Genomic DNA, 19343 nt, shown 5'->3' with positions numbered 1-19343 from the left:
GCTTTCGCGAGCAAGCCCGCTTGTGTCTTGCGCAGGAATTAGACTGGGGGGTGAGAGCGGGCTTGCTCGCGAAAGGGTCAACTCAATACAAAGGCAATACTCAACCAGCCAGCACCCGCGCCAATGTCGATTTAACCTTGCCCATCCCGTCATGCAATGCCTGCTCGATCTCGGCCATGGTGATCACCGCTGTCGACTTGCCCGCCGCCGGATTCACCACCAGCGCCAGGCATGCGTAGTCCAGCTCCAGCTCACGTGCCAATGCCGCTTCAGGCATCCCGGTCATGCCGACGATGTCGCAACCATCACGTTCCAGCCGCGCAATTTCAGCGACGGTTTCAAGACGTGGTCCCTGGGTGCAGGCGTACACGCCATGGCTGCTATAGCCAACCCCTTCAGCCGCCAACGCCGCGATCAATTGCTGACGCAGGGGTTCGTTGTAGGGATAGCTGAAGTCGATGTGTGTGACCTGTTCCAGGTCATCGGCAAAATAGGTGTGTTCGCGACCGCTGGTGTAGTCGATCAATTGATGCGGCACGCAGAAATGCCCGGTGCCCATTGCAGTATGAATCCCGCCCACGGCGTTGACCGCGAGAATCGCTTCGGCACCGGCCTGCTTCAAGGCCCACAGGTTGGCGCGGTAGTTCACCTGATGCGGCGGGAAACGGTGTGGGTGCCCATGACGCGCGAGAAACAGCACTTCCTTGCCGGCGAACTCACCGACCTGCACCTCGGCCGAAGGCGCGCCGTAAGGCGTGTCCACCGCCAATGACTGACGAATGCTCAGGCCTTCAAGTTGAGTCAGGCCGGTGCCACCGATAATCGCGTAAACCGTCATGGCGAAAAGTCCTTAATCAATCAATTGAGCTTCTCTGAGCGCGCCGATGGCCGCCAGCCAGCGCGGGTCTTGACGGTATTCGGTGTTGGCGTATGCCTGCCCGCGCATCCGCGCGATACGCGCCGAAGGCTTGACCTTCAAACGCTGGGCGGCGTTCAAGGCCAACTCGGCAGCTGCGCGATCGTTGCACACCAGGCCCATGTCGCAACCGGCGGTCAATGCCGCTTCGATGCGACTGGCGGCGTCGCCGACCACGTGGGCGCCGGCCATCGACAGGTCGTCGCTGAAGATCACACCGTCGAACTGCAGTTCGCCGCGCAGGATGTCCTGCAACCAGCGACGGGAGAAACCTGCAGGTTGGGAATCGACTTGTGGATAAATAACGTGGGCCGGCATGACGGCAGCCAATTGCTTGCTCAATCGCGCAAACGGCACCAGGTCGTTGGCGCGAATTTCCTCGAGGCTGCGCTCGTCGTTGGGAATCGCGACGTGGGAATCGGCCTCGGCCCAACCATGACCTGGGAAATGCTTGCCGGTGGCGGCCATTCCGGCACAGTTCATGCCGCGGATGAATGCACCGGCGAGCAAGGCGGCACGCTCTGGATCGCCTTCGAACGAACGGGTGCCGACCACCGCGCTGCGCTGGTAATCCAGGTCCAGCACCGGGGCGAAGCTCAAGTCGAGACCGACCGCGAGCACTTCGGTCGCCATGATCCAGCCACACTGCTCGGCCAGCTCTTCGGCATTCGGGTTATCGGCGATGGCGCGCATGGCTGGCAACCGCACGAAGCCTTGACGCAGCCGCTGAACCCGACCGCCCTCTTGATCCACCGCCAGCAGCAGATCGGGACGAATGGCACGGATCGAAGCGCTCAACTCGCGCACTTGACGCGGATGCTCGATGTTGCGGGCAAAAATGATCAGGCCACCCACTTCGGGCTGGCGCAACAATTGGCGATCTTCAGCCGTCAGCCAGGTACCGGCGACGTCCACCATCAACGAGCCTTGCAGGCCAGCAGTCATAGATATTCCTTGATAACGAAAAACCCGGCTCGCACGAATTCGCCGCCATGGGCTGGGCCCGGCAGGTCGGCGATATCGATGAGGAGCGGGTTCAGAACGAGAGTCGGCATGGGCGGCTAGCTTAGCGGATGTCAGCTGCCGCGCCCACCCGTGTGCGGCTAAACCTTGGCGGCGACCGGAGCCGATTTGCTGCGTGGACGCAACTGCGCGGTGGCCATGGCCGTGTCGGTGACGCCGGTTTCGGCCCGCATGCCAGCGGCCAGGAACGGCACCATCAGACGCATCACTTGCTCGATGGAGGTGTTGACGCCGAAGTCGGTCTCGGCAATCGCACGCAAGGCCTTGATCCCCGACATACTGAACGCCGCGGCACCGAGCATGAAATGCACACGCCAGAACAGTTCGATCGGTGGAATGCGCGGCGCGGCCTCGTTGACCAGCATCATGTAGCGGCGGAACACCTTGCCGTACATATCTTCCAGATAACGACGCAAGTGCCCTTGGCTCTGACTGAACGCCAGCCCGAGCAAACGCATGAAGATGGAGAGATCATTGCCGCTGCGTGGCTGCACCACCAGCGCTTGCTCGACGAGGATCTCCAGCAACTCTTCAAGGGTCGGTTTGTTCTCGGGCCTGGCCTGACGGCGTTCCAGCTCTTTATCGAGACTGAGGCAGAACGGCCCGAGAAAACGCGAGAAGACCGCCTGAATAAGCGCCTTCTTCGACCCGAAGTGATAATTCACCGCCGCCAGATTGACACCGGCCTTGCTGGTGATCAGACGCAATGAGGTTTCAGCAAAACCTTTTTCCGCGAACAACTGCTCGGCAGCATCGAGAATGCGTTCAACGGTTTCCGACTGGGCCATGGCTACTCCGCCTGACAAACACTTGTTTGAAACATACGTTTCAGCCCTGGCCTTGTCAAGTCTGGCGGTTCGTTTTGGGAATGGTCGGTCAGGTATTTAACCATACAACAGTGCCGCTTCAATCAGCGAGCAAAATGACCGTCCAGCGGCCGACAAAAAAAGGGGCATTGCCAAGACCAGTTCACTGTATATAATCCCAGTCACTGTGTAAAAAGACAGAGCGATCAATATGCTAAAGCTGACGCCACGCCAAGCAGAGATTCTGGCCTTCATCAAACGTTGCCTCGAAGACAACGGCTACCCGCCGACCCGCGCGGAAATCGCTCAGGAACTGGGTTTCAAGTCGCCCAATGCGGCGGAAGAACACCTCAAGGCGCTGGCCCGCAAGGGGGCGATCGAGATGACCCCGGGCGCCTCCCGCGGCATCCGCATCCCGGGCTTCGAAGCCAAGGCCGACGAGTCCAGCTTGCCAATCATTGGCCGGGTGGCTGCCGGTGCGCCGATCCTCGCCCAGCAGCACATCGAAGAATCCTGCAACATCAACCCTTCATTCTTCCATCCTCGCGCTGACTATCTGCTGCGGGTCCATGGCATGAGCATGAAGGACGTCGGCATTTTCGACGGTGACCTGCTGGCAGTCCACACCACCCGTGAAGCCCGTAACGGCCAGATCGTGGTGGCGCGGATCGGCGACGAAGTGACCGTCAAGCGCTTCAAGCGCGACGGCAGCAAGGTTTGGTTGATTGCCGAAAACCCTGAATTCGCCCCTATCGAAGTCAACCTGAAAGATCAGGAACTGGTTATCGAAGGCTTGAGTGTCGGCGTGATTCGCCGCTAAAGGAGGCTTTATGCAGTTCCCACATACCTCACAGCAAGCCCAACTGCCGTTGTTCGAGGCCTTTATGGCACAGCCATTGGCGCCGATTCTGAAAGACGTGGTCGAATCGCCCTGGAGCGCTGAGCCTGAAGTCTTCAGCGAGCTATCACTGCGCGGCGCGGCCGGGAACTGCCTGAACCTTCTGGCACCGATTCTCAGGGAACTGAGTCAGGATCAGGATGCACGCTGGCTGACACTGATCGCCCCGCCTGCCAGCCTGACACAAGCCTGGTTACGGGACGCCGGTCTGAACCGTGAGCGCATTCTGCTTCTGCAACCGCGCGGCACGCAGAGCGCTCAGCAGTTGACCTGCGAAGCCTTGCGACTTGGTCGCAGCCATACGGTCGTCAGCTGGCTTAACCCGCTGAGCACAACGTTGCGGCAACAGTTGATCAGCGCCGCCCGTATCGGGGATGCGCAAAGTCTGAATATTCGACTGGGTTAACTGACAAACACTGTGCGCGCTGAACAGCGCGGGGCTTCTCCAGGGATAGAGAAGCCAATCTGTAGAGGTATTCGAAGAATCCGACGGGCGGGATCAATGAAGAACCCGTGGCCCCTCTTCCTTATCAAATTCGCCTTCAACCAAGCGTCCTGCCATCTGAACACCGACGCTCAACATCGCCTTGGCGACTTCCACATGCTGGCCTTGCAGGAAAACCTTGGCATCCTCGGAGAAATCCAAAGTAACCAGAGAACCCTCGTCCTCGGCCCTGCGCAGCTCGATTCGGCCGTCTGGTAACTCGACAATTTCTAGAAAGGATGTTGGCATAAAAGTCTGTTCTCCACGAAAGGCGGGGATTATATAGGCATCAGCCAAGCTTCGCTCGGGATCTTGACCAAATGCCATCACGAAGAGAAATTTCTGACATCACTCTTCCTTGAGCGGACCTATCCCTAAACACTCAATCTTTCAGCACTCGTTCAACCCTTCGCGAAACCGAATCGCCAGACCTTTAAGGTTCTGACGCCAGCTCTCCAGCTCTTCCCGACTCAACTCCTCCGGTGCCTCTTCCTCATCCAGATTAACGGCCAGAATGAGCGGCTGCGTCACATCGCCCTTAGGCTTGTGCGGAGCGCGAGGCGGCTGAAACAGTGCGGCATGTGCCGACAGCAGCTTGGCCAGCCAGGTTTCAGGGTTTTGCGCCAGCTCAACCATCTCGGCCATTTCCGGAATAGCGATGGTTTCGAGCACCTCGCGGGTCAGCAGCATCTCTGCCCGCGGCGCATTGGCCTGAGGCAGCCGATAGAAACCGGCGATTTCATGGCACAGCCCCAACAGCGCACCGTACAGGTGAAACAACGCCGATTCGCGCCCGGCCTGAATCAGTGCCAGGGAGTTCATCGCCCGCCCCTCTTCGGCTTTGGCGAGCGCTTCCAGCGACAGGCCGGCGAAATAAATCTTCTGGTTGGTACGGGTATAGAGTTCGTGGGCCATGACGGCAGCCTCCACAACGAAATAATTGCTTCACGCAGGTCAGACAGTGTCGTGGATCACCTGAGTTTCCCGCAAGCCCAAAACAAAAGGCCGCATGAAAACCCGAGGGTTGTCATGCGGCCTTTTGTGTCCAGCCTTTTAAGCCTTGGCTGATGGACGCTTGTCTTCAACCGTCCACTTACCGCCGTCGTAATACGCCTTCCAGCCAGTCGGTTTACCGTCGACCTCTGTCTGCACGTACTGCTCTTTGGTCTTGCGGCTATAACGGATCACTGCTGGGAGACCGTCCGGGTCTTTCTTCGGCGCTTCGCAGAGGAAGTGATACTTCGGATCGATCTCATCCTTGTGCGGCACGATCTCCATGACCAATGGAGCACGAGTCTCGCGATTTTTCGGGAACTGGCTGGCCGCCAGGAACAGGCCGGAAGCACCGTCGCGCAGGATATAAGTGTCGTTGACCTTTTCGCATTTGAGCTCAGGCATCTTCACCGGGTCCATCTTCGGTGGCGCCGCGTCACCGCTTTTCAGCAGCTTGCGGGTGTTCTTGCAGGTGGCGTTGGTGCAACCGAAGAACTTGCCGAAACGGCCGGTCTTGAGCTGCATCTCGCTGCCGCACTTGTCGCACTCCAGGCTCGGACCTTCGTAGCCCTTGATGCGGTAGGTGCCCTCTTCGATTTCGTAACCAGAGCAATCCGGGTTGTTACCGCAGATGTGCAGCTTGCGCTTCTCGTCGAGCAGGTAAGCGTCCATGGCCGTGCTGCAGATCGGGCAGCGGTGCTTGCCACGCAGGACCAGCGACTCGGACTCACCCTCGTCGTCCGCGGCGATTTCATCGCCCGGCACCAGGTTGACAGTGGCTTTGCAGCGCTCTTTCGGCGGCAGGCTGTAGCCTGAGCAACCGAGGAATACGCCCGTCGAAGCAGTGCGGATCTGCATCGGACGACCGCACAACACACACGGAATGTCAGTCATTACCGGCTGGTTGGCGCGCATGCCGCCTTCGGCGCTTTCGGCTACTTCGAGTTTCTTCTTGAAGTCGCCGTAGAACTCGTCGAGCACGTTTTTCCAGTCGCGCTCGCCCTGAGCGACGTCATCGAGGTTCTCTTCCATGCCGGCAGTGAAGCCGTAGTCCATGAGATTGGAGAAGCTCTCGGCCAGACGCTCGGTGACGATGTCGCCCATCTTTTCCGAATAGAAACGACGGTTGTGCAGCGCCACGTAGCCGCGGTCCTGGATGGTCGAAATGATCGCCGCGTAGGTCGAAGGACGACCGATGCCGCGTTTTTCCATTTCCTTAACCAGGCTCGCTTCCGAGTAACGCGCCGGCGGCTTGGTGAAGTGCTGAGTCGGATCAAGCTTGATCAGCTTCATCGCGTCGCCTTGGGCCATATCCGGCAGCACATCATCATCGCCTGGTTTGGCAATTTGCGGCATGACGCGGGTGTAACCGTCGAACTTCAGGATGCGGCCCTTGGCACGCAGTTCGAAGTCGCCGGCACCGACGGTGACTGTGGTCGACAGGTATTGCGCCGGCAGCATCTGGCAGGCCAGGAATTGGCGCCAGATCAGTTCGTAAAGCCGCTCGGCATCACGCTCCATGCCCGACAGCTTGCTTGGCTCGGTATTGGCGTCGGACGGACGAATCGCTTCGTGAGCTTCTTGTGCGCCTTCCTTGCTGCTGTAGACGTTCGGGCTTTCCGGCAGGTACTTCTTGCCGAACTCGCCTTCAATATAAGTACGCGCCATCGTCACGGCATCGGCCGAGAGGTTGGTGGAGTCGGTACGCATATATGTGATGTAGCCGGCTTCGTACAAACGCTGGGCCATCATCATGGTTTTCTTCACACCGAAGCCCAGGCGGTTACTCGCGGCCTGCTGCAGGGTGGAGGTGATGAACGGTGCCGACGGCTTGCTGCTGGTCGGTTTGTCTTCGCGCTTGACGATGCTGTAGCTGGAAGCCTTGAGCTTCTCCAGCGCGGCCATGGCCTGGACTTCGTTGAGCGGCTTGAAGGCTTCGCCTTTCTCGCGAGCCACGTCGAAGCGCACGGTCGCGCCCTTGGCGGTGCCGAGGTCGGCGTGAACTTCCCAGTACTCTTCCGGGTTGAACGCGCGGATTTCACGCTCACGCTCGACCACCAGCTTCACGGCAACCGATTGCACGCGACCAGCGGACAGGCCACGGGCGACCTTGGCCCACAGCAGCGGCGAAACCATGTAACCCACCACGCGGTCGAGGAAGCGACGCGCCTGCTGGGCGTTGACACGGTCGATGTCCAGCTCACCCGGCTTGGAAAAGGCTTCCTGGATCGCTTTCTTGGTGATTTCGTTGAACACCACGCGCTTATAGCGGCTGTCGTCACCACCGATGGCTTCGCGCAGGTGCCAGGCAATGGCTTCCCCCTCGCGATCCAAGTCGGTTGCGAGATAGATGGTGTCAGCATCTTTGGCGAGCCGGCGCAGCTCTTCGATGACTTTTTCCTTGCCCGGGAGGATCTCGTACTTGGCTTTCCAGCCATGATCGGGATCGACACCCATGCGCGAGACCAGCTGCTTGCGCGCTTTCTCTTTCGGCGTGAGCACCGGACCTTCACCTGCAGCGGCCTTGCCGCGCTTGGCAGCAGGCTCTTTGCTGGCGCTAGCCGAACCGCTGGTGGGCAGGTCTCGGATATGGCCGATACTCGACTTCACCACGTATTGGTTACCCAGATACTTGTTGATGGTCTTGGCCTTAGCCGGGGATTCCACAATGACCAGCGATTTGCCCATGGATCAGAAAATTCCTGAATTCTAGAAGTGAAAGGCGGTTGGCGCCTGACGCGGCACCGCTATATATAGTGGCTACAAGGTGAGGTCAAGCGCAGGGTTCTGCGCGCACTCCCCTTATGGCTGCGGAAAAACGCTCGGTTCGGCTTGCACCAAAGCAAAGCGTGGCACCTGTTCGCCGTCAACCTCGACCGACTCCAGGAACATGCTCAAGGGGCGCACCCAAAAGCCGTAATCGCCATACAGGGCTTGGTAGAAGACCACTTCCTCTTCGGTTTCCGAATGCCGCGCAACCGCGAATACGCGGTACTGCGGACCTTTGTAATGTTCGTAGAGCCCAGGTTGTATCGGCATGGTTTGGCCCTCACTCAAATTTTTTCAAAATAAAAACAAAATAAATCCGGAAAAACAAAAACCGGGGCACTTGGCCCCGGCTTCCATCAGCGAAACGCTTAAACGCGTTCGAAGACGGTGGAGATGCCTTGGCCGAGACCAATGCACATGGTAGCCACCCCGAAGGTGCCGCCATTCTGCTTCATCACGTTCAGCAAAGTGCCGGAGATACGGGCACCGGAGCAACCGAACGGGTGACCCAGGGCGATCGCGCCGCCGTGCAGGTTAACCTTCTCGTTCATCTTGTCGAGCACTTTCAAATCTTTCAGCACTGGCAGGGCCTGTGCGGCGAAAGCTTCGTTGAGCTCGAAGAAGTCGATATCGTTGATAGCAAGACCCGCGCGCTTCAGTGCTTTCTGCGTGGCCGGTACTGGACCATAGCCCATGATCGCCGGGTCCACACCCGCCACGGCCATCGAACGAATCACCGCCATCGGCTGGATGCCCAGGTCTTGGGCACGCTGCGCCGACATCACGATCATGCACGAAGCACCGTCGGTGATCTGCGACGAAGTACCGGCTGTCACGGTGCCGCCCTTCGGGTTAAACGCTGGCTTCAGAGCCGCCAGGCTTTCCAGGGTGGTTTCCGGACGAATGGTTTCGTCGTAGTCGAACAGTTTCAGGAAACCGTTCTCGTCGTAGCCCTGCATCGGGATGATTTCGTCTTTGAACTTGCCTTCCAGCGTCGCCTTGTGGGCGAGCTGGTGGGAGCGCACGCCAAAGGCGTCCTGTTGTTCGCGAGTAATGCCATGCATTTTGCCGAGCATTTCCGCGGTCAGGCCCATCATGCCCGAGGCTTTCGCCGCGTACAGTGACATGTGCGGGTTTGGATCGACACCGTGCATCATACTCACGTGCCCCATATGCTCGACGCCACCAACCACGAACACGTCACCGTTACCGGTCATGATCGCTTGCGCAGCGGTGTGCAGAGCACTCATCGACGAACCACACAGACGGCTGACGGTCTGGCCGGCCGAGGTGTGCGGGATCTGCGTCATCAGGGACGCCATGCGGGCGATGTTCCAGCCCTGCTCCAGGGTCTGGTTCACACAGCCCCAGATCACGTCTTCGACTTCGCTCGGGTCGACCTTGACGTTGCGTTCCAGCAATTTGCTGATCAGGTGCGCCGACATGTCTTCGGCGCGGGTGTTGCGGTGCATGCCGCCCTTGGAGCGGCCCATCGGCGTACGACCGAAGTCGACAATCACGACGTCTCTAGGATTCAAGCTCATATACGTTCACTCTCGCTCTAGTGTGGGCGCTTAACCGAAAAAGCTCTGACCGTTTTTGGCCATTTCACGCAGCTTCGCGGTCGGGTGGTACAGCGCGCCCAAATCAGCGTACTGGTCAGCCAGGGCAACGAACTCTGCAACACCGATCGAGTCGATGTAGCGCAGCGCACCGCCACGGAATGGAGGAAAACCAATACCGTAGACCAGGCCCATATCGGCTTCGGCGGCGGTTTCGACGATGCCGTCTTCCAGGCAACGCACGGTTTCCAGGCACAGCGGGATCATCATCCAGTTGATGATGTCTTCATCAGTGACTTCGCGCTGTTCGAACACGATTGGCTTGAGCACTTCCAGTACCGAAGGATCGGCGACTTTCTTCTGCTTGCCGCGCTTGTCGGTCTCGTAGGCGTAGAAGCCCTTGCCATTCTTCTGGCCCAGGCGCTTGGCTTCGTAGAGCACGTCAACGGCCGAACGGCGGTCGTCCTTCATGCGATCCGGGAAGCCTTCAGCCATTACATCGCGACCGTGGTGACCGGTGTCGATGCCGACCACGTCCATCAGGTACGCCGGGCCCATTGGCCAGCCGAATTTTTCCATGACCTTGTCGATGCGGACGAAGTCCACACCGGCGCTGACCAGTTTGGCGAAACCGCCGAAGTACGGGAACAGCACGCGGTTGACCAGGAAGCCCGGGCAGTCGTTGACGACGATCGGGTTCTTGCCCATTTTCTTGGCGTAGGCAACGGTGGTGGCAACGGCCACTTCGCTGGACTTCTCGCCACGGATCACTTCAACCAGCGGCATCATGTGCACCGGGTTGAAGAAGTGCATGCCGACGAAGTTTTCCGGACGCTTGAGGGCTTTGGCCAGCAAGGTGATGGAAATGGTCGAGGTGTTGGACGCGAGGATGGTGTCCTCTTTGACCTTGCCTTCAACTTCGGCCAGAACGGCTTGCTTGACCTTCGGGTTCTCGACCACGGCTTCGACGACCAGGTCGACATGACCGAAATCACCGTAGGACAGGGTCGGACGAATGCCATTGAGCACTTCGGCCATTTTCGCCGGAGTCATGCGACCTTTATCAACGCGGCCCACCAGCAGCTTGGCGGCTTCTGCCAGCCCTTGCTCGATGCCGTGCTCGTTGATGTCTTTCATCAGGATCGGCGTACCTTTGGAGGCCGACTGATAAGCGATACCGCCACCCATGATGCCGGCGCCCAATACGGCGGCCTGCTTCACGTCCCTGGCGATTTCGTCGTAGGCCTTGGCCTTTTTCTTCAGCTCCTGATCGTTCAGGAACAGACCGATCAAGCTCTGCGCGGCAGAGGTCTTGGCCAGTTTGACGAAACCGTTGGCTTCGACTTCCAGCGCCTTGTCGCGACCGAAGTTCGCGGCTTTCTGGATGGTCTTGATCGCTTCGACCGGTGCCGGGTAGTTCGGGCCCGCCTGGCCTGCCACGAAACCTTTGGCGGTTTCAAACGACATCATTTGTTCAATGGCGTTGAGCTTGAGCTTTTCGAGCTTCGGCTGACGCTTGGCCTTGTAGTCAAACTCACCGGAGATGGCGCCTTTGACCAGATTCAGAGCCGCTTCCTGCAATTTCTCTGGCGCGACCACGGCGTCGACGGCACCGACTTTCAGCGCGTCTTCAGCGCGGTTTTCCTTGCCGGCGGCAATCCACTCGATGGCGTTGTCGGCACCGATGATGCGCGGCAGACGCACAGTACCGCCGAAGCCCGGGTAGATGCCCAGCTTGACTTCCGGCAGACCGATTTTGGCGGTATTGGCCATGACGCGGAAATCTGCCGCCAGGCACATTTCCAGACCGCCACCCAGTGCGATGCCATTGATCGCGGCGACAGTCGGGACGTTGAGGTCTTCGAAATCGCTGAAAATCTTGTTGGCTTCGAGGTTACCAGCGACAAGCTCGGCATCCGGCAGCTTGAAGTTGTCGACGAATTCGGTGATGTCGGCGCCGACGATGAATACGTCCTTGCCACTGCTGACGATCACACCCTTGATCGAAGCATCTGCCTTGATGGTGTCTACAGCCTGACGCAGTTCGTTCAGGGTAAGACGGTTGAACTTGTTGACGGACTCACCCTTGAGGTCGAATTTCAATTCGACGATGCCACTTTCAAGAGCCTTAACCGTGATGGCTTTACCTTCGTAAATCATCAACTGATCTCCACGATATGGAAGCTGAACAGTACACGTCGGACGCAGGCGACTGGCTCGGCAAGGACGTTTATCGTCGATGCTACGCCAATTCACCCGGCACACCCGCCAACGCGATAGTCGGGATTCTGTAGGAGCGCTCTGTAATACAAACGCTCAATTCATACGCCCGTTTGATTCGGGTATGCCACCTTCACGGAATTTCCGGCAATTGTCAATCGCCCAAAATGCTGGTTGAAACGCGACTTTCCGGTCACTTCCGTACCACGAAGCCCTGCAACACGCTCATGCATGTGAGGCCATTCATAGAATCAATAGTTAGAAAAGTCGCCCTAATTAGCGGCAGCCTGTGTTTAACAAGCTACGCTGGCGGGACCCTGAAGAAAAAATTTGAACGCTTTTGACGAGTGTCCAGCGTAAGATCAATGCCACACAGAATTACCGGCCTGCCTGGCCAACCTCAGCCCGATGATGATGTCGGGCTTTTTATTGCCTTCTGTAGCAGCTGCCGAGCCTGCGAGGCTGCTACAGATTGAGGTTCAGGCGAGTGCTTTGAGCGTGGAATCGATCTGTTGCAGAACCTCGGCCTCGCCCTTCTCGCCCCAATACAGGGCAATCATTTGCTTGTCTGCCTCGACCTTGTAGACGTTGGCAGGCAATTTTTCGAAATGATTCAGCAACACTCCATCCTCACAGACCTCCTGCCACTGATTGACCCACACGCCGGGCGCCTTCTGCCAGTAACTCCAGCACGCCGGTCGGGTGCCACGGCGCGGCCGATGGTACTGGGCGCAAGGGCTCGGTGGCTCCTGGCTCAGCCAATGCGGCCATTCCTGAGGCGCCAGCTGCATGGCCAGGCCAATGCGCCGCGCCTCCATGCGCAGGGCTATGCGCCCGCTCTGAGCACGAGAGGGGCGTAACCAGGCCAGCGGGCTCAAGACCACCAGCAGGATTGACACCACTATCCAGACCGTCATATGTGTACTCCCGATTCTTGATGAGCCCATTGAGTCACTTTGAAACCAATGCGCTTGAAACCAGCCATACTTACCAATATTGCAATCCTCAGGAGGTGCACCTCATGCCCTACCACCACATTCTGGTCGCTGTAGATCTAACCGAAGAGTGCGATCCTGTAATCCACCGAGCTCGCGAACTCTCAGTGAGCAATGGCGCGAAGCTGTCACTGGTGCATATCGTCGAACCGATGGCCATGGCCTTTGGCGGCGACGTTCCGATGGACCTTTCCCAGCTGCAACAGCAACAGTTCGATCAGGCCAAAGAGCGCCTTGAGCGATTGATCGTGAAATACCCGGAACTCTCCAAGGAATACAGTCACTTGACCTACGGCCAGCCGCGCCAGGAGATTCACCACCTAGCCAAGGAGCAAACGTGCGACCTGATCGTGGTGGGCAGTCATGGTCGACACGGTCTGGCGCTGTTGCTCGGCTCCACCGCCAATGACGTACTGCACGGCGCACCTTGCGATGTGCTGGCGGTGCGCCTGATCAAAAGCTGACAACACAACCCCCAGCAGGAAAAAAGCCCGACACTCGAGTTACCGAAGTCGGGCTTTTTTATCGCCGGATCAATCAGGCATCCAGCTCAGCCCAGCGCTCGACCATCACATCGAGTTCGGCCTGCAACTGCTCAAGCTGAGCGATCACCGCAGCTGTCTCGACAGCAGGACGCTGATAGAAACCGGCATCCGCCATCTGCGCTTCAACCACCACGATCTGCTGCTCCATGGCTTCGATCTGACTCGGCAACATTTCCAGCTCACGCTGCAGCTTGTAGCTGAGCTTCTTCTTTGCCACCGGCGCCTCTACTACCGCAGCGACTGGCACTGGCTCAGCAGTGACGACAGCCGAGTTCAGGTCGGCCTTGCCGGACTTGCTCTCGGTCACGCCCAACAGGCGCGGCGAGCCGCCCTGACGCAGCCAGTCCTGATAACCACCGACGTATTCGCGAACCTTCCCTTCGCCTTCGAAGACCAGGGTGCTGGTGACCACGTTGTCGAGGAATGCCCGGTCATGGCTGACCATCAGGACGGTGCCGTTGAAGGTCAGCAAGACCTCTTCCAGCAATTCGAGGGTTTCCACGTCCAGGTCGTTGGTCGGTTCGTCGAGTACCAGCAGGTTCGCCGGTTTGCTGAACAGTTTGGCCAGCAACAGACGGGCACGCTCACCACCGGACAGCGCCTTGACCGGCGTGCGGGCACGCTGCGGGCTGAACAGGAAGTCGCCGAGGTAGCTCAGCACATGGCGGCTCTGACCATCGATATCGATGAAATCGCGACCTTCGGCCACGTTGTCGATCACAGTCTTTTCCAGGTCCAACTGATGGCGCAACTGGTCGAAGTAGGCCACGTCGATGCGCGTCCCCTCTTCCACTTTGCCGCTGGTCGGTTGCAGGCCGCTGAGCATCAGCTTCAGCAGCGTGGTCTTGCCGGTACCGTTGGCACCGAGCAGACCGATACGGTCGCCGCGCTGCAGGACCATCGAGAAATCCTTGATCAGGAACGGACCACCCGGATGCGCGAAACTCACGTTTTCGAGGACCATGACCTGCTTGCCGGACTTGTCGGCGGTATCCAACTGAATGTTGGCCTTGCCGGTGCGCTCACGACGCTCGCTACGCTCAACGCGCAAGGCTTTCAGAGCGCGGACACGGCCTTCGTTACGGGTGCGACGAGCCTTGATGCCCTGGCGGATCCAGACTTCTTCCTGGGCCAGTTTTTTGTCGAACAGCGCGTTGGCGGTTTCTTCAGCCGCCAGAGTCGCCTCTTTGTGCACGAGGAAACTGGCGTAGTCGCCGTTCCAGTCGATCAGGCCGCCGCGATCCAGTTCCAGGATGCGGGTCGCGAGGTTCTGCAGGAATGAACGGTCGTGCGTGATGAACAGCACGGCGCCCTGGAAATCCTTCAGTGCTTCTTCGAGCCAGGCGATTGCACCGATGTCCAGGTGGTTGGTCGGTTCGTCGAGCAGCAGCAGATCCGGTTCGGAAACCAGAGCCTGAGCCAGCAGGACGCGGCGACGCCAGCCGCCGGACAATTCGGCGAGGGTCTTGTCGGCCGGCAGTTGCAAGCGGCTCAAGGTGCTGTCGACCAATTGCTGCAAACGCCAGCCGTCACGGGCTTCGAGGTCGTGCTGGACATGCATCAGTTTGTCCAGATCGGCGTCGGTGACGATGTTCTGGCTCAGGTGGTGATACTGCGCAAGCAGCTCGCCGACACCGTCCAGGCCTTCGGCAACCACGTCGAACACAGTCCGCTCGTCGGCTACCGGCAATTCTTGCGGCAATTCGCCAATTTTTAGGCCAGGTGCGCGCCAGACAGAGCCGTCATCGGGCTTCTGGTCGCCCTTGACGAGCTTCATCATGCTGGACTTGCCGGTGCCATTGCGGCCGATGATGCACACCCGCTCACCACGGGCGATCTGCCAGGACACCTTGTCCAACAACGGCGTAGCGCCGAAAGCAAGGGACACATCGCTGAATTTGAGCAGGGTCATGAGCTTCTCCAAAAACCGGGGGCGCATTCTACCTGAAACGAGGCTTCAGAAGGCCGGCAATTTCGCTGTGACAGCACTCTGACAAATAATTGTTGCGAACTTGTGCCGGCAGCCCGGCAAAGCTTTCGCCGGTTGCTGGCAAAAGGCTAAGCTACATATATTAAGTGCGGGCGTTGCCGGCACATGTCACGATTTCTCTGCCCGGATGCCTCATGCGCAGTCGCCTTTTCAGTTTTTTTTCATGTTTGCTTCTTACCGCCGCTGCCGCTCAATCCGCTCAGGCGGTGGACCTGTCTACCCAGCGCCAATATTACGATGAAGCCAAGCGCGCCCTGGCCAAGGGCGATTCCGGCCCTTATTTCCGTTATAGCCAGGCGCTTAGCGATTACCCGCTGGAACCCTACCTGGCCTATGACGAACTGACCGCGCGCCTGAAAACCGCGAGCAACGCCGAAATCGAGAAATTCCTCGCCGAACACGGTGACCTGCCCCAAGCCAACTGGATGAAATTGCGCTGGTTGCGCTGGCTGGCCGAACGTGGCGATTGGGCGACTTTCGTCAAGTATTACGATCCCAAGCTCAATTTCACCGAACTTGACTGCCTTAACGCGCAATATCAGATCAGCCATAACCGCAAGGTCGAGGGCTATGCCAACGCCGACAAGCTTTGGCTGAGCGGCAAAACCCAGCCCGAAGCTTGCGATGGTTTGTTCGGCATGTGGGCCGCCGAGGGTCAACTGACTGAACAGAAACGCTGGGAGCGCACCAAGCTCGCCGCCCAGGCGCGCAACTATGCGCTGGCCAACAGCCTGATCAATGGCCTGACGACCCTCGCCCCACGCGGTCGCCTGCTGGTGGATGTGGCGCAGAAACCCGAGCTGCTCAATCAGCCGTCGCGTTTCATCCCCGCCGACGAACCCATGTCCGATATCGTCAGCCTCGGCCTGCGCCGCCTGGCCCGTCAGGATCCGGACAGGGCCATGGCCCTGCTCGACGGTTACGCCAACAGCATGCACTTCTCACGTGACGAAAAAGTCGCGATTGCCCGGGAAATCGGCCTGACCCTCGCTCGGCGTTTCGACAGTCGCGCGCTGGATGTGATGACCAAATACGACCCGGAACTGCGCGACAACACCGTTTCCGAATGGCGCTTGCGCCTGCTATTGCGTCTGGCCCGCTGGGACGATGCCTATCAGTTGACCCGCCGTTTACCTCAGGATCTGGCCACCACCAACCGCTGGCGTTACTGGCAGGCTCGCAGCCTGGAATTGGCGCAGCCGCAAAATCCGGAAGCGCAGACGCTTTACAAGAACCTGGCTCGCGAGCGCGATTTCTACGGTTTCCTGGCAGCCGATCGCTCGCAATCATCCTATTCGCTGAACAACAAACCGCTGGTGCTCAGCCAGGCGCTGATCAACAAAGTGCGCAATACCCCCGGCATACGAAGAGCCCTGGAGTTCCATGCCCGCGGGCAGATCGTCGACGGTCGTCGCGAGTGGTACCACGTCAGCCGGCACTTCAACCGTGACGAAATGGTCGCCCAGGCGAAACTGGCTTACGACCTGAAATGGTATTTCCCGGCGATCCGCACCATCAGTCAGGCGAAGTACTGGGACGACCTGGATATCCGCTTCCCGATGGCCCACCGCGAAACCCTGGTCCGTGAAGCCAAGGTCCGAGGGCTGCATTCGAGCTGGGTATTCGCCATCACCCGTCAGGAAAGCGCCTTCATGGCCGATGCACGCTCCGGCGTCGGTGCCAGCGGCCTGATGCAACTGATGCCCGGCACCGCCAAGGAAACCGCGCGCAAGTTCAGCATTCCCCTCGCTTCCCCGCAGCAAGTGTTCGATCCGGACAAGAACATTCAGCTCGGTGCCGCTTACCTGAGCCAGGTCCACAGCCAGTTCAACGGCAACCGCGTCCTCGCCTCCGCCGCCTACAACGCCGGCCCCGGCCGCGTACGTCAATGGCTGCGTGGCGCCGATCACCTGAGCTTCGATGTGTGGGTGGAAAGCATCCCGTTCGACGAAACCCGCCAGTACGTGCAGAACGTATTATCGTATTCGGTGATCTACGGCCAGAAGCTCAACTCACCACAACCGTTGGTGGATTGGCATGAACGCTACTTTGACGATCAATGAGCCTGCTTTGAAATGCTGACAAAAATGCCTGCATCGATTGATGCGGGCATTTTTTAGGGTGCTCTACTTGGTCGGTTACTTAGTCGGTTACTTGGTCGGTTGGGGCATGGCGCCCATCACTAAACTGCAACGCCGCCAGCCGGGCATACAGTGCATTACTCGCAATCAACTCCTGATGCGTCCCCACTGCTACCAGTTTTCCTTGGTCCATCACTGCAATCCTGTCGGCGTTTTTCACCGTGGCCAATCGGTGGGCGATGACCAGCGTGGTGCGATTTTTCATCAGGCTGGGCAGGGCTTGCTGGATCAGATGCTCACTCTGGGCGTCGAGGGCGCTGGTGGCTTCGTCCAGCAGCAGGATCGGCGCGTCCACCAGCAGCGCCCGGGCGATGGCCAGACGCTGGCGTTGCCCGCCGGACAAACCGAGACCAGCGTCGCCGAGGTGAGTCTGGTAGCCGTTGGGCAGTTGCTCGATGAAGTCGTGGGCGTAGGCGATTTTCGCGGCTTCCTGGACTTGGGCCAAAGTCGCGGTCGGGTGACCGTAGCGAATATTCTCTTCGACGCTGCCGAAGAACAGCGCCGGGGTTTGCGAGACCAGGGCGAAGCAGCGGCGCAGGTCCAGAGGATCGAGTTGGGTCAGCGGCACACCGTCCAGCAGGATGCGTCCTTCGATGGGGTCGTAAAAGCGCAACAACAGGTCATACACCGTCGACTTGCCGGCACCGGACGGCCCGACCAATGCAAGGGTTTCGCCGGCATTGATAGTCAGATTAAGGCCATCGACGGCATAGCTTTGCGGACGCGACGGGTAGGAAAAGCGCACATCTTGTAGCACCAGATCGCCCTTCACCCGTTCAGGCAAAGTCACCAGACCATGGGTCGGTGGCTGAATGATGTTTTCCGAACGCAACAACTCGGCAATCCGTTCCGCCGCCCCCGCCGCTCGCTGCAGTTCGCCAATCACTTCACTCAACGTGCCGAAAGCACCGCCAACGATCAGGCTGTAAAAGACAAACGCTGCCAGCTCACCCGCGGAAATCCGCCCGGCGATGACATCCATGCCGCCGACCCAGAGCATCACCCCGACCGCGCCCAACACCAGCAGGATCACCAAGGTAATCAACCAGGCCCGCTGGAAGATGCGCTTGCGGGCAGTGTTGAAAGCCTCTTCCACGGTCGTGGCAAAACGCTGCTCGTCCTGAACCTGATGGTTGTAGGCCTGCACGGTTTTGATCTGACTCAGGGTTTCGGAGACATAGCTGCCGATGTCGGCAATCCGGTCCTGGCTAAGACGCGACAGGGTGCGCACCCGGCGACCAAAAATCAGGATCGGCGCGACCACCAGCGGCAACGCGATCACCACGATACTGGTGAGTTTGGGGTTGGTGATAAACAGCAAGACAATCCCGCCGATCACCATCAGCCCATTACGCAGAAACAGCGACAGTGAAGAGCCGATCACCGATTGGAGCAGCGTGGTGTCGGCGGTCAGCCGCGACTGGATTTCGGAGCTGCGGTTGTCTTCATAGAACCCCGGATGCAGGTAGACCAGATGGTTGAATACCCGACGGCGGATGTCGGCGACAACGCGCTCGCCGATCCACGACACCAGGTAAAAGCGTGCAAAGGTGCCAATCGCCAGACCGACCACCAACAGCATAAACACGCCGATGGATCGGTTGAGCAAATGCGGCGACTGGGTCATGAAACCCTCATCCACCAGCAGGCGAATCCCCTGCCCCATGGACAAGGTGATGCCGGCAGTAACAATCAACGCCAGCAAAGCGCCCAAAGCCGGCCAGCGATAAGGTGCGAGGAAACGGCTGGCCAGACGAATGGCGCGGCGGTGACGGGAAGAGAGCATGAGGATCATCCGAAGGTGCAACCAATGGTTTTGACCCGTCCAAGCCTACACCGGTCAATGGAATTGAACCCTGTAAATCATAATGAGTCAGGTTAATTATGACCGCGAAGACTAGTGACTAGAGATTATTGGTCTAAAGTCCGGGTGGAAACATCCGGGTATTTCTGATGGACTGAGGATGCCGACCTGAAAGATCGCAGGGAGTTGTCACAGCC

At 58.9% G+C, this 19343-nt stretch carries 16 protein-coding genes; 4 read left to right on the top strand and 12 right to left on the bottom strand.

What is annotated here, in order from left to right; all coding sequences use genetic code 11:
* Nucleotides 1-100: 100 nt before the first annotated feature.
* From PSH97_RS09600 to PSH97_RS09590, 3 genes are all read right to left on the bottom strand, one after another.
* A complete protein-coding gene (locus PSH97_RS09600; RefSeq protein WP_305448976.1) occupies nucleotides 101-838 on the bottom strand; it encodes an S-methyl-5'-thioinosine phosphorylase in 738 nt (245 codons plus the stop codon).
* A 12-nt stretch (nucleotides 839-850) separates the two neighbouring features.
* Complete coding sequence (nagZ, locus tag PSH97_RS09595) at nucleotides 851-1849, bottom strand: beta-N-acetylhexosaminidase (protein ID WP_305449770.1); 999 nt, start codon at nucleotides 1847-1849, stop codon at nucleotides 851-853.
* A 170-nt stretch (nucleotides 1850-2019) separates the two neighbouring features.
* Nucleotides 2020-2727: a TetR/AcrR family transcriptional regulator gene (locus tag PSH97_RS09590; protein ID WP_095052051.1), complete on the bottom strand. Its 708-nt coding sequence runs from the start codon at nucleotides 2725-2727 to the stop codon at nucleotides 2020-2022.
* Between the two features lie 229 nt (nucleotides 2728-2956).
* Here PSH97_RS09590 and lexA point away from each other — a divergent pair, with 229 nt between their 5' ends.
* Together lexA and sulA are read left to right on the top strand one after the other, a co-directional pair.
* Nucleotides 2957-3565: a transcriptional repressor LexA gene (gene lexA / locus PSH97_RS09585; RefSeq protein ID WP_007907770.1), complete on the top strand. Its 609-nt coding sequence runs from the start codon at nucleotides 2957-2959 to the stop codon at nucleotides 3563-3565.
* Nucleotides 3566-3575: 10 nt separating this feature from the next.
* Nucleotides 3576-4049, top strand: a complete 474-nt coding sequence (sulA, locus tag PSH97_RS09580; protein ID WP_123720878.1) for an SOS-induced cell division inhibitor SulA — start codon at nucleotides 3576-3578, stop codon at nucleotides 4047-4049.
* A gap of 93 nt (nucleotides 4050-4142) precedes the next feature.
* On the opposite strand, the gene PSH97_RS09575 is transcribed toward sulA, so the two are convergent.
* The 7 genes from PSH97_RS09575 to PSH97_RS09545 all read right to left on the bottom strand — a co-directional run bounded on the left by PSH97_RS09575 (nucleotide 4143) and on the right by PSH97_RS09545 (nucleotide 12588).
* Nucleotides 4143-4376 (bottom strand): hypothetical protein, encoded by a 234-nt coding sequence (locus PSH97_RS09575; RefSeq protein WP_007907774.1) that lies wholly within the window; start codon nucleotides 4374-4376, stop codon nucleotides 4143-4145.
* A 141-nt stretch (nucleotides 4377-4517) separates the two neighbouring features.
* Nucleotides 4518-5042, bottom strand: a complete 525-nt coding sequence (locus tag PSH97_RS09570) for a DUF6586 family protein (RefSeq protein ID WP_038979974.1) — start codon at nucleotides 5040-5042, stop codon at nucleotides 4518-4520.
* 138 nt (nucleotides 5043-5180) lie between these two features.
* On the bottom strand, nucleotides 5181-7808 hold the full coding sequence (gene topA / locus PSH97_RS09565) for a type I DNA topoisomerase (RefSeq protein WP_305448975.1): 2628 nt from the start codon (nucleotides 7806-7808) through the stop codon (nucleotides 5181-5183).
* Between the two features lie 114 nt (nucleotides 7809-7922).
* Nucleotides 7923-8159: a DUF1653 domain-containing protein gene (locus PSH97_RS09560; RefSeq protein ID WP_007907781.1), complete on the bottom strand. Its 237-nt coding sequence runs from the start codon at nucleotides 8157-8159 to the stop codon at nucleotides 7923-7925.
* A 98-nt stretch (nucleotides 8160-8257) separates the two neighbouring features.
* A complete protein-coding gene (gene fadA / locus PSH97_RS09555) occupies nucleotides 8258-9433 on the bottom strand; it encodes an acetyl-CoA C-acyltransferase FadA (protein WP_305448974.1) in 1176 nt (391 codons plus the stop codon).
* 30 nt (nucleotides 9434-9463) lie between these two features.
* Nucleotides 9464-11611: a fatty acid oxidation complex subunit alpha FadB gene (fadB, locus tag PSH97_RS09550; RefSeq protein WP_305448973.1), complete on the bottom strand. Its 2148-nt coding sequence runs from the start codon at nucleotides 11609-11611 to the stop codon at nucleotides 9464-9466.
* Nucleotides 11612-12150: 539 nt separating this feature from the next.
* On the bottom strand, nucleotides 12151-12588 hold the full coding sequence (locus PSH97_RS09545; RefSeq protein WP_305448972.1) for a hypothetical protein: 438 nt from the start codon (nucleotides 12586-12588) through the stop codon (nucleotides 12151-12153).
* A gap of 104 nt (nucleotides 12589-12692) precedes the next feature.
* Between PSH97_RS09545 and PSH97_RS09540 the strand changes: the two genes are divergently transcribed.
* Nucleotides 12693-13130: a universal stress protein gene (locus tag PSH97_RS09540; protein WP_030128421.1), complete on the top strand. Its 438-nt coding sequence runs from the start codon at nucleotides 12693-12695 to the stop codon at nucleotides 13128-13130.
* Nucleotides 13131-13203: 73 nt separating this feature from the next.
* Here the strand turns inward: PSH97_RS09540 and PSH97_RS09535 are convergent, their stop codons facing one another.
* The gene (locus tag PSH97_RS09535; protein WP_305448971.1) at nucleotides 13204-15123 is read right to left on the bottom strand and encodes an ATP-binding cassette domain-containing protein; all 1920 of its coding nucleotides are present in this window, start codon (nucleotides 15121-15123) and stop codon (nucleotides 13204-13206) included.
* A gap of 212 nt (nucleotides 15124-15335) precedes the next feature.
* On the opposite strand from PSH97_RS09535, the gene PSH97_RS09530 reads away from it, so the two are divergent.
* On the top strand, nucleotides 15336-17264 hold the full coding sequence (locus PSH97_RS09530; RefSeq protein ID WP_305448970.1) for a transglycosylase SLT domain-containing protein: 1929 nt from the start codon (nucleotides 15336-15338) through the stop codon (nucleotides 17262-17264).
* A 79-nt stretch (nucleotides 17265-17343) separates the two neighbouring features.
* Here PSH97_RS09530 and PSH97_RS09525 read toward each other — a convergent pair whose 3' ends face one another.
* Nucleotides 17344-19137, bottom strand: a complete 1794-nt coding sequence (locus PSH97_RS09525; protein WP_305448969.1) for an ABC transporter transmembrane domain-containing protein — start codon at nucleotides 19135-19137, stop codon at nucleotides 17344-17346.
* Nucleotides 19138-19343 lie beyond the last annotated feature (206 nt).

Source organism: Pseudomonas cucumis (assembly GCF_030687935.1).
Classification (GTDB): Bacteria; Pseudomonadota; Gammaproteobacteria; order Pseudomonadales; family Pseudomonadaceae; genus Aquipseudomonas; species Aquipseudomonas cucumis.
This window is presented reverse-complemented; position numbering and strand designations above follow the sequence as displayed.

Excerpts from the sequence above, each read along its gene's own strand:
- PSH97_RS09600 (WP_305448976.1), bottom strand. The coding sequence starts at position 838 with ATGACGGTTTACGCGATTATCGGTGGCACCGGCCTGACTCAACTTGAA.
- fadA (WP_305448974.1), bottom strand. The coding sequence starts at position 9,433 with ATGAGCTTGAATCCTAGAGACGTCGTGATTGTCGACTTCGGTCGTACG.
- PSH97_RS09535 (WP_305448971.1), bottom strand. The coding sequence starts at position 15,123 with ATGACCCTGCTCAAATTCAGCGATGTGTCCCTTGCTTTCGGCGCTACG.
- fadB (WP_305448973.1), bottom strand. The coding sequence starts at position 11,611 with ATGATTTACGAAGGTAAAGCCATCACGGTTAAGGCTCTTGAAAGTGGC.
- PSH97_RS09590 (WP_095052051.1), bottom strand. The coding sequence starts at position 2,727 with ATGGCCCAGTCGGAAACCGTTGAACGCATTCTCGATGCTGCCGAGCAG.
- PSH97_RS09545 (WP_305448972.1), bottom strand. The coding sequence starts at position 12,588 with ATGACGGTCTGGATAGTGGTGTCAATCCTGCTGGTGGTCTTGAGCCCG.
- topA (WP_305448975.1), bottom strand. The coding sequence starts at position 7,808 with ATGGGCAAATCGCTGGTCATTGTGGAATCCCCGGCTAAGGCCAAGACC.
- PSH97_RS09530 (WP_305448970.1), top strand. The coding sequence starts at position 15,336 with ATGCGCAGTCGCCTTTTCAGTTTTTTTTCATGTTTGCTTCTTACCGCC.
- PSH97_RS09570 (WP_038979974.1), bottom strand. The coding sequence starts at position 5,042 with ATGGCCCACGAACTCTATACCCGTACCAACCAGAAGATTTATTTCGCC.
- PSH97_RS09575 (WP_007907774.1), bottom strand. The coding sequence starts at position 4,376 with ATGCCAACATCCTTTCTAGAAATTGTCGAGTTACCAGACGGCCGAATC.
- sulA (WP_123720878.1), top strand. The coding sequence starts at position 3,576 with ATGCAGTTCCCACATACCTCACAGCAAGCCCAACTGCCGTTGTTCGAG.
- PSH97_RS09525 (WP_305448969.1), bottom strand. The coding sequence starts at position 19,137 with ATGATCCTCATGCTCTCTTCCCGTCACCGCCGCGCCATTCGTCTGGCC.
- PSH97_RS09560 (WP_007907781.1), bottom strand. The coding sequence starts at position 8,159 with ATGCCGATACAACCTGGGCTCTACGAACATTACAAAGGTCCGCAGTAC.
- lexA (WP_007907770.1), top strand. The coding sequence starts at position 2,957 with ATGCTAAAGCTGACGCCACGCCAAGCAGAGATTCTGGCCTTCATCAAA.
- PSH97_RS09540 (WP_030128421.1), top strand. The coding sequence starts at position 12,693 with ATGCCCTACCACCACATTCTGGTCGCTGTAGATCTAACCGAAGAGTGC.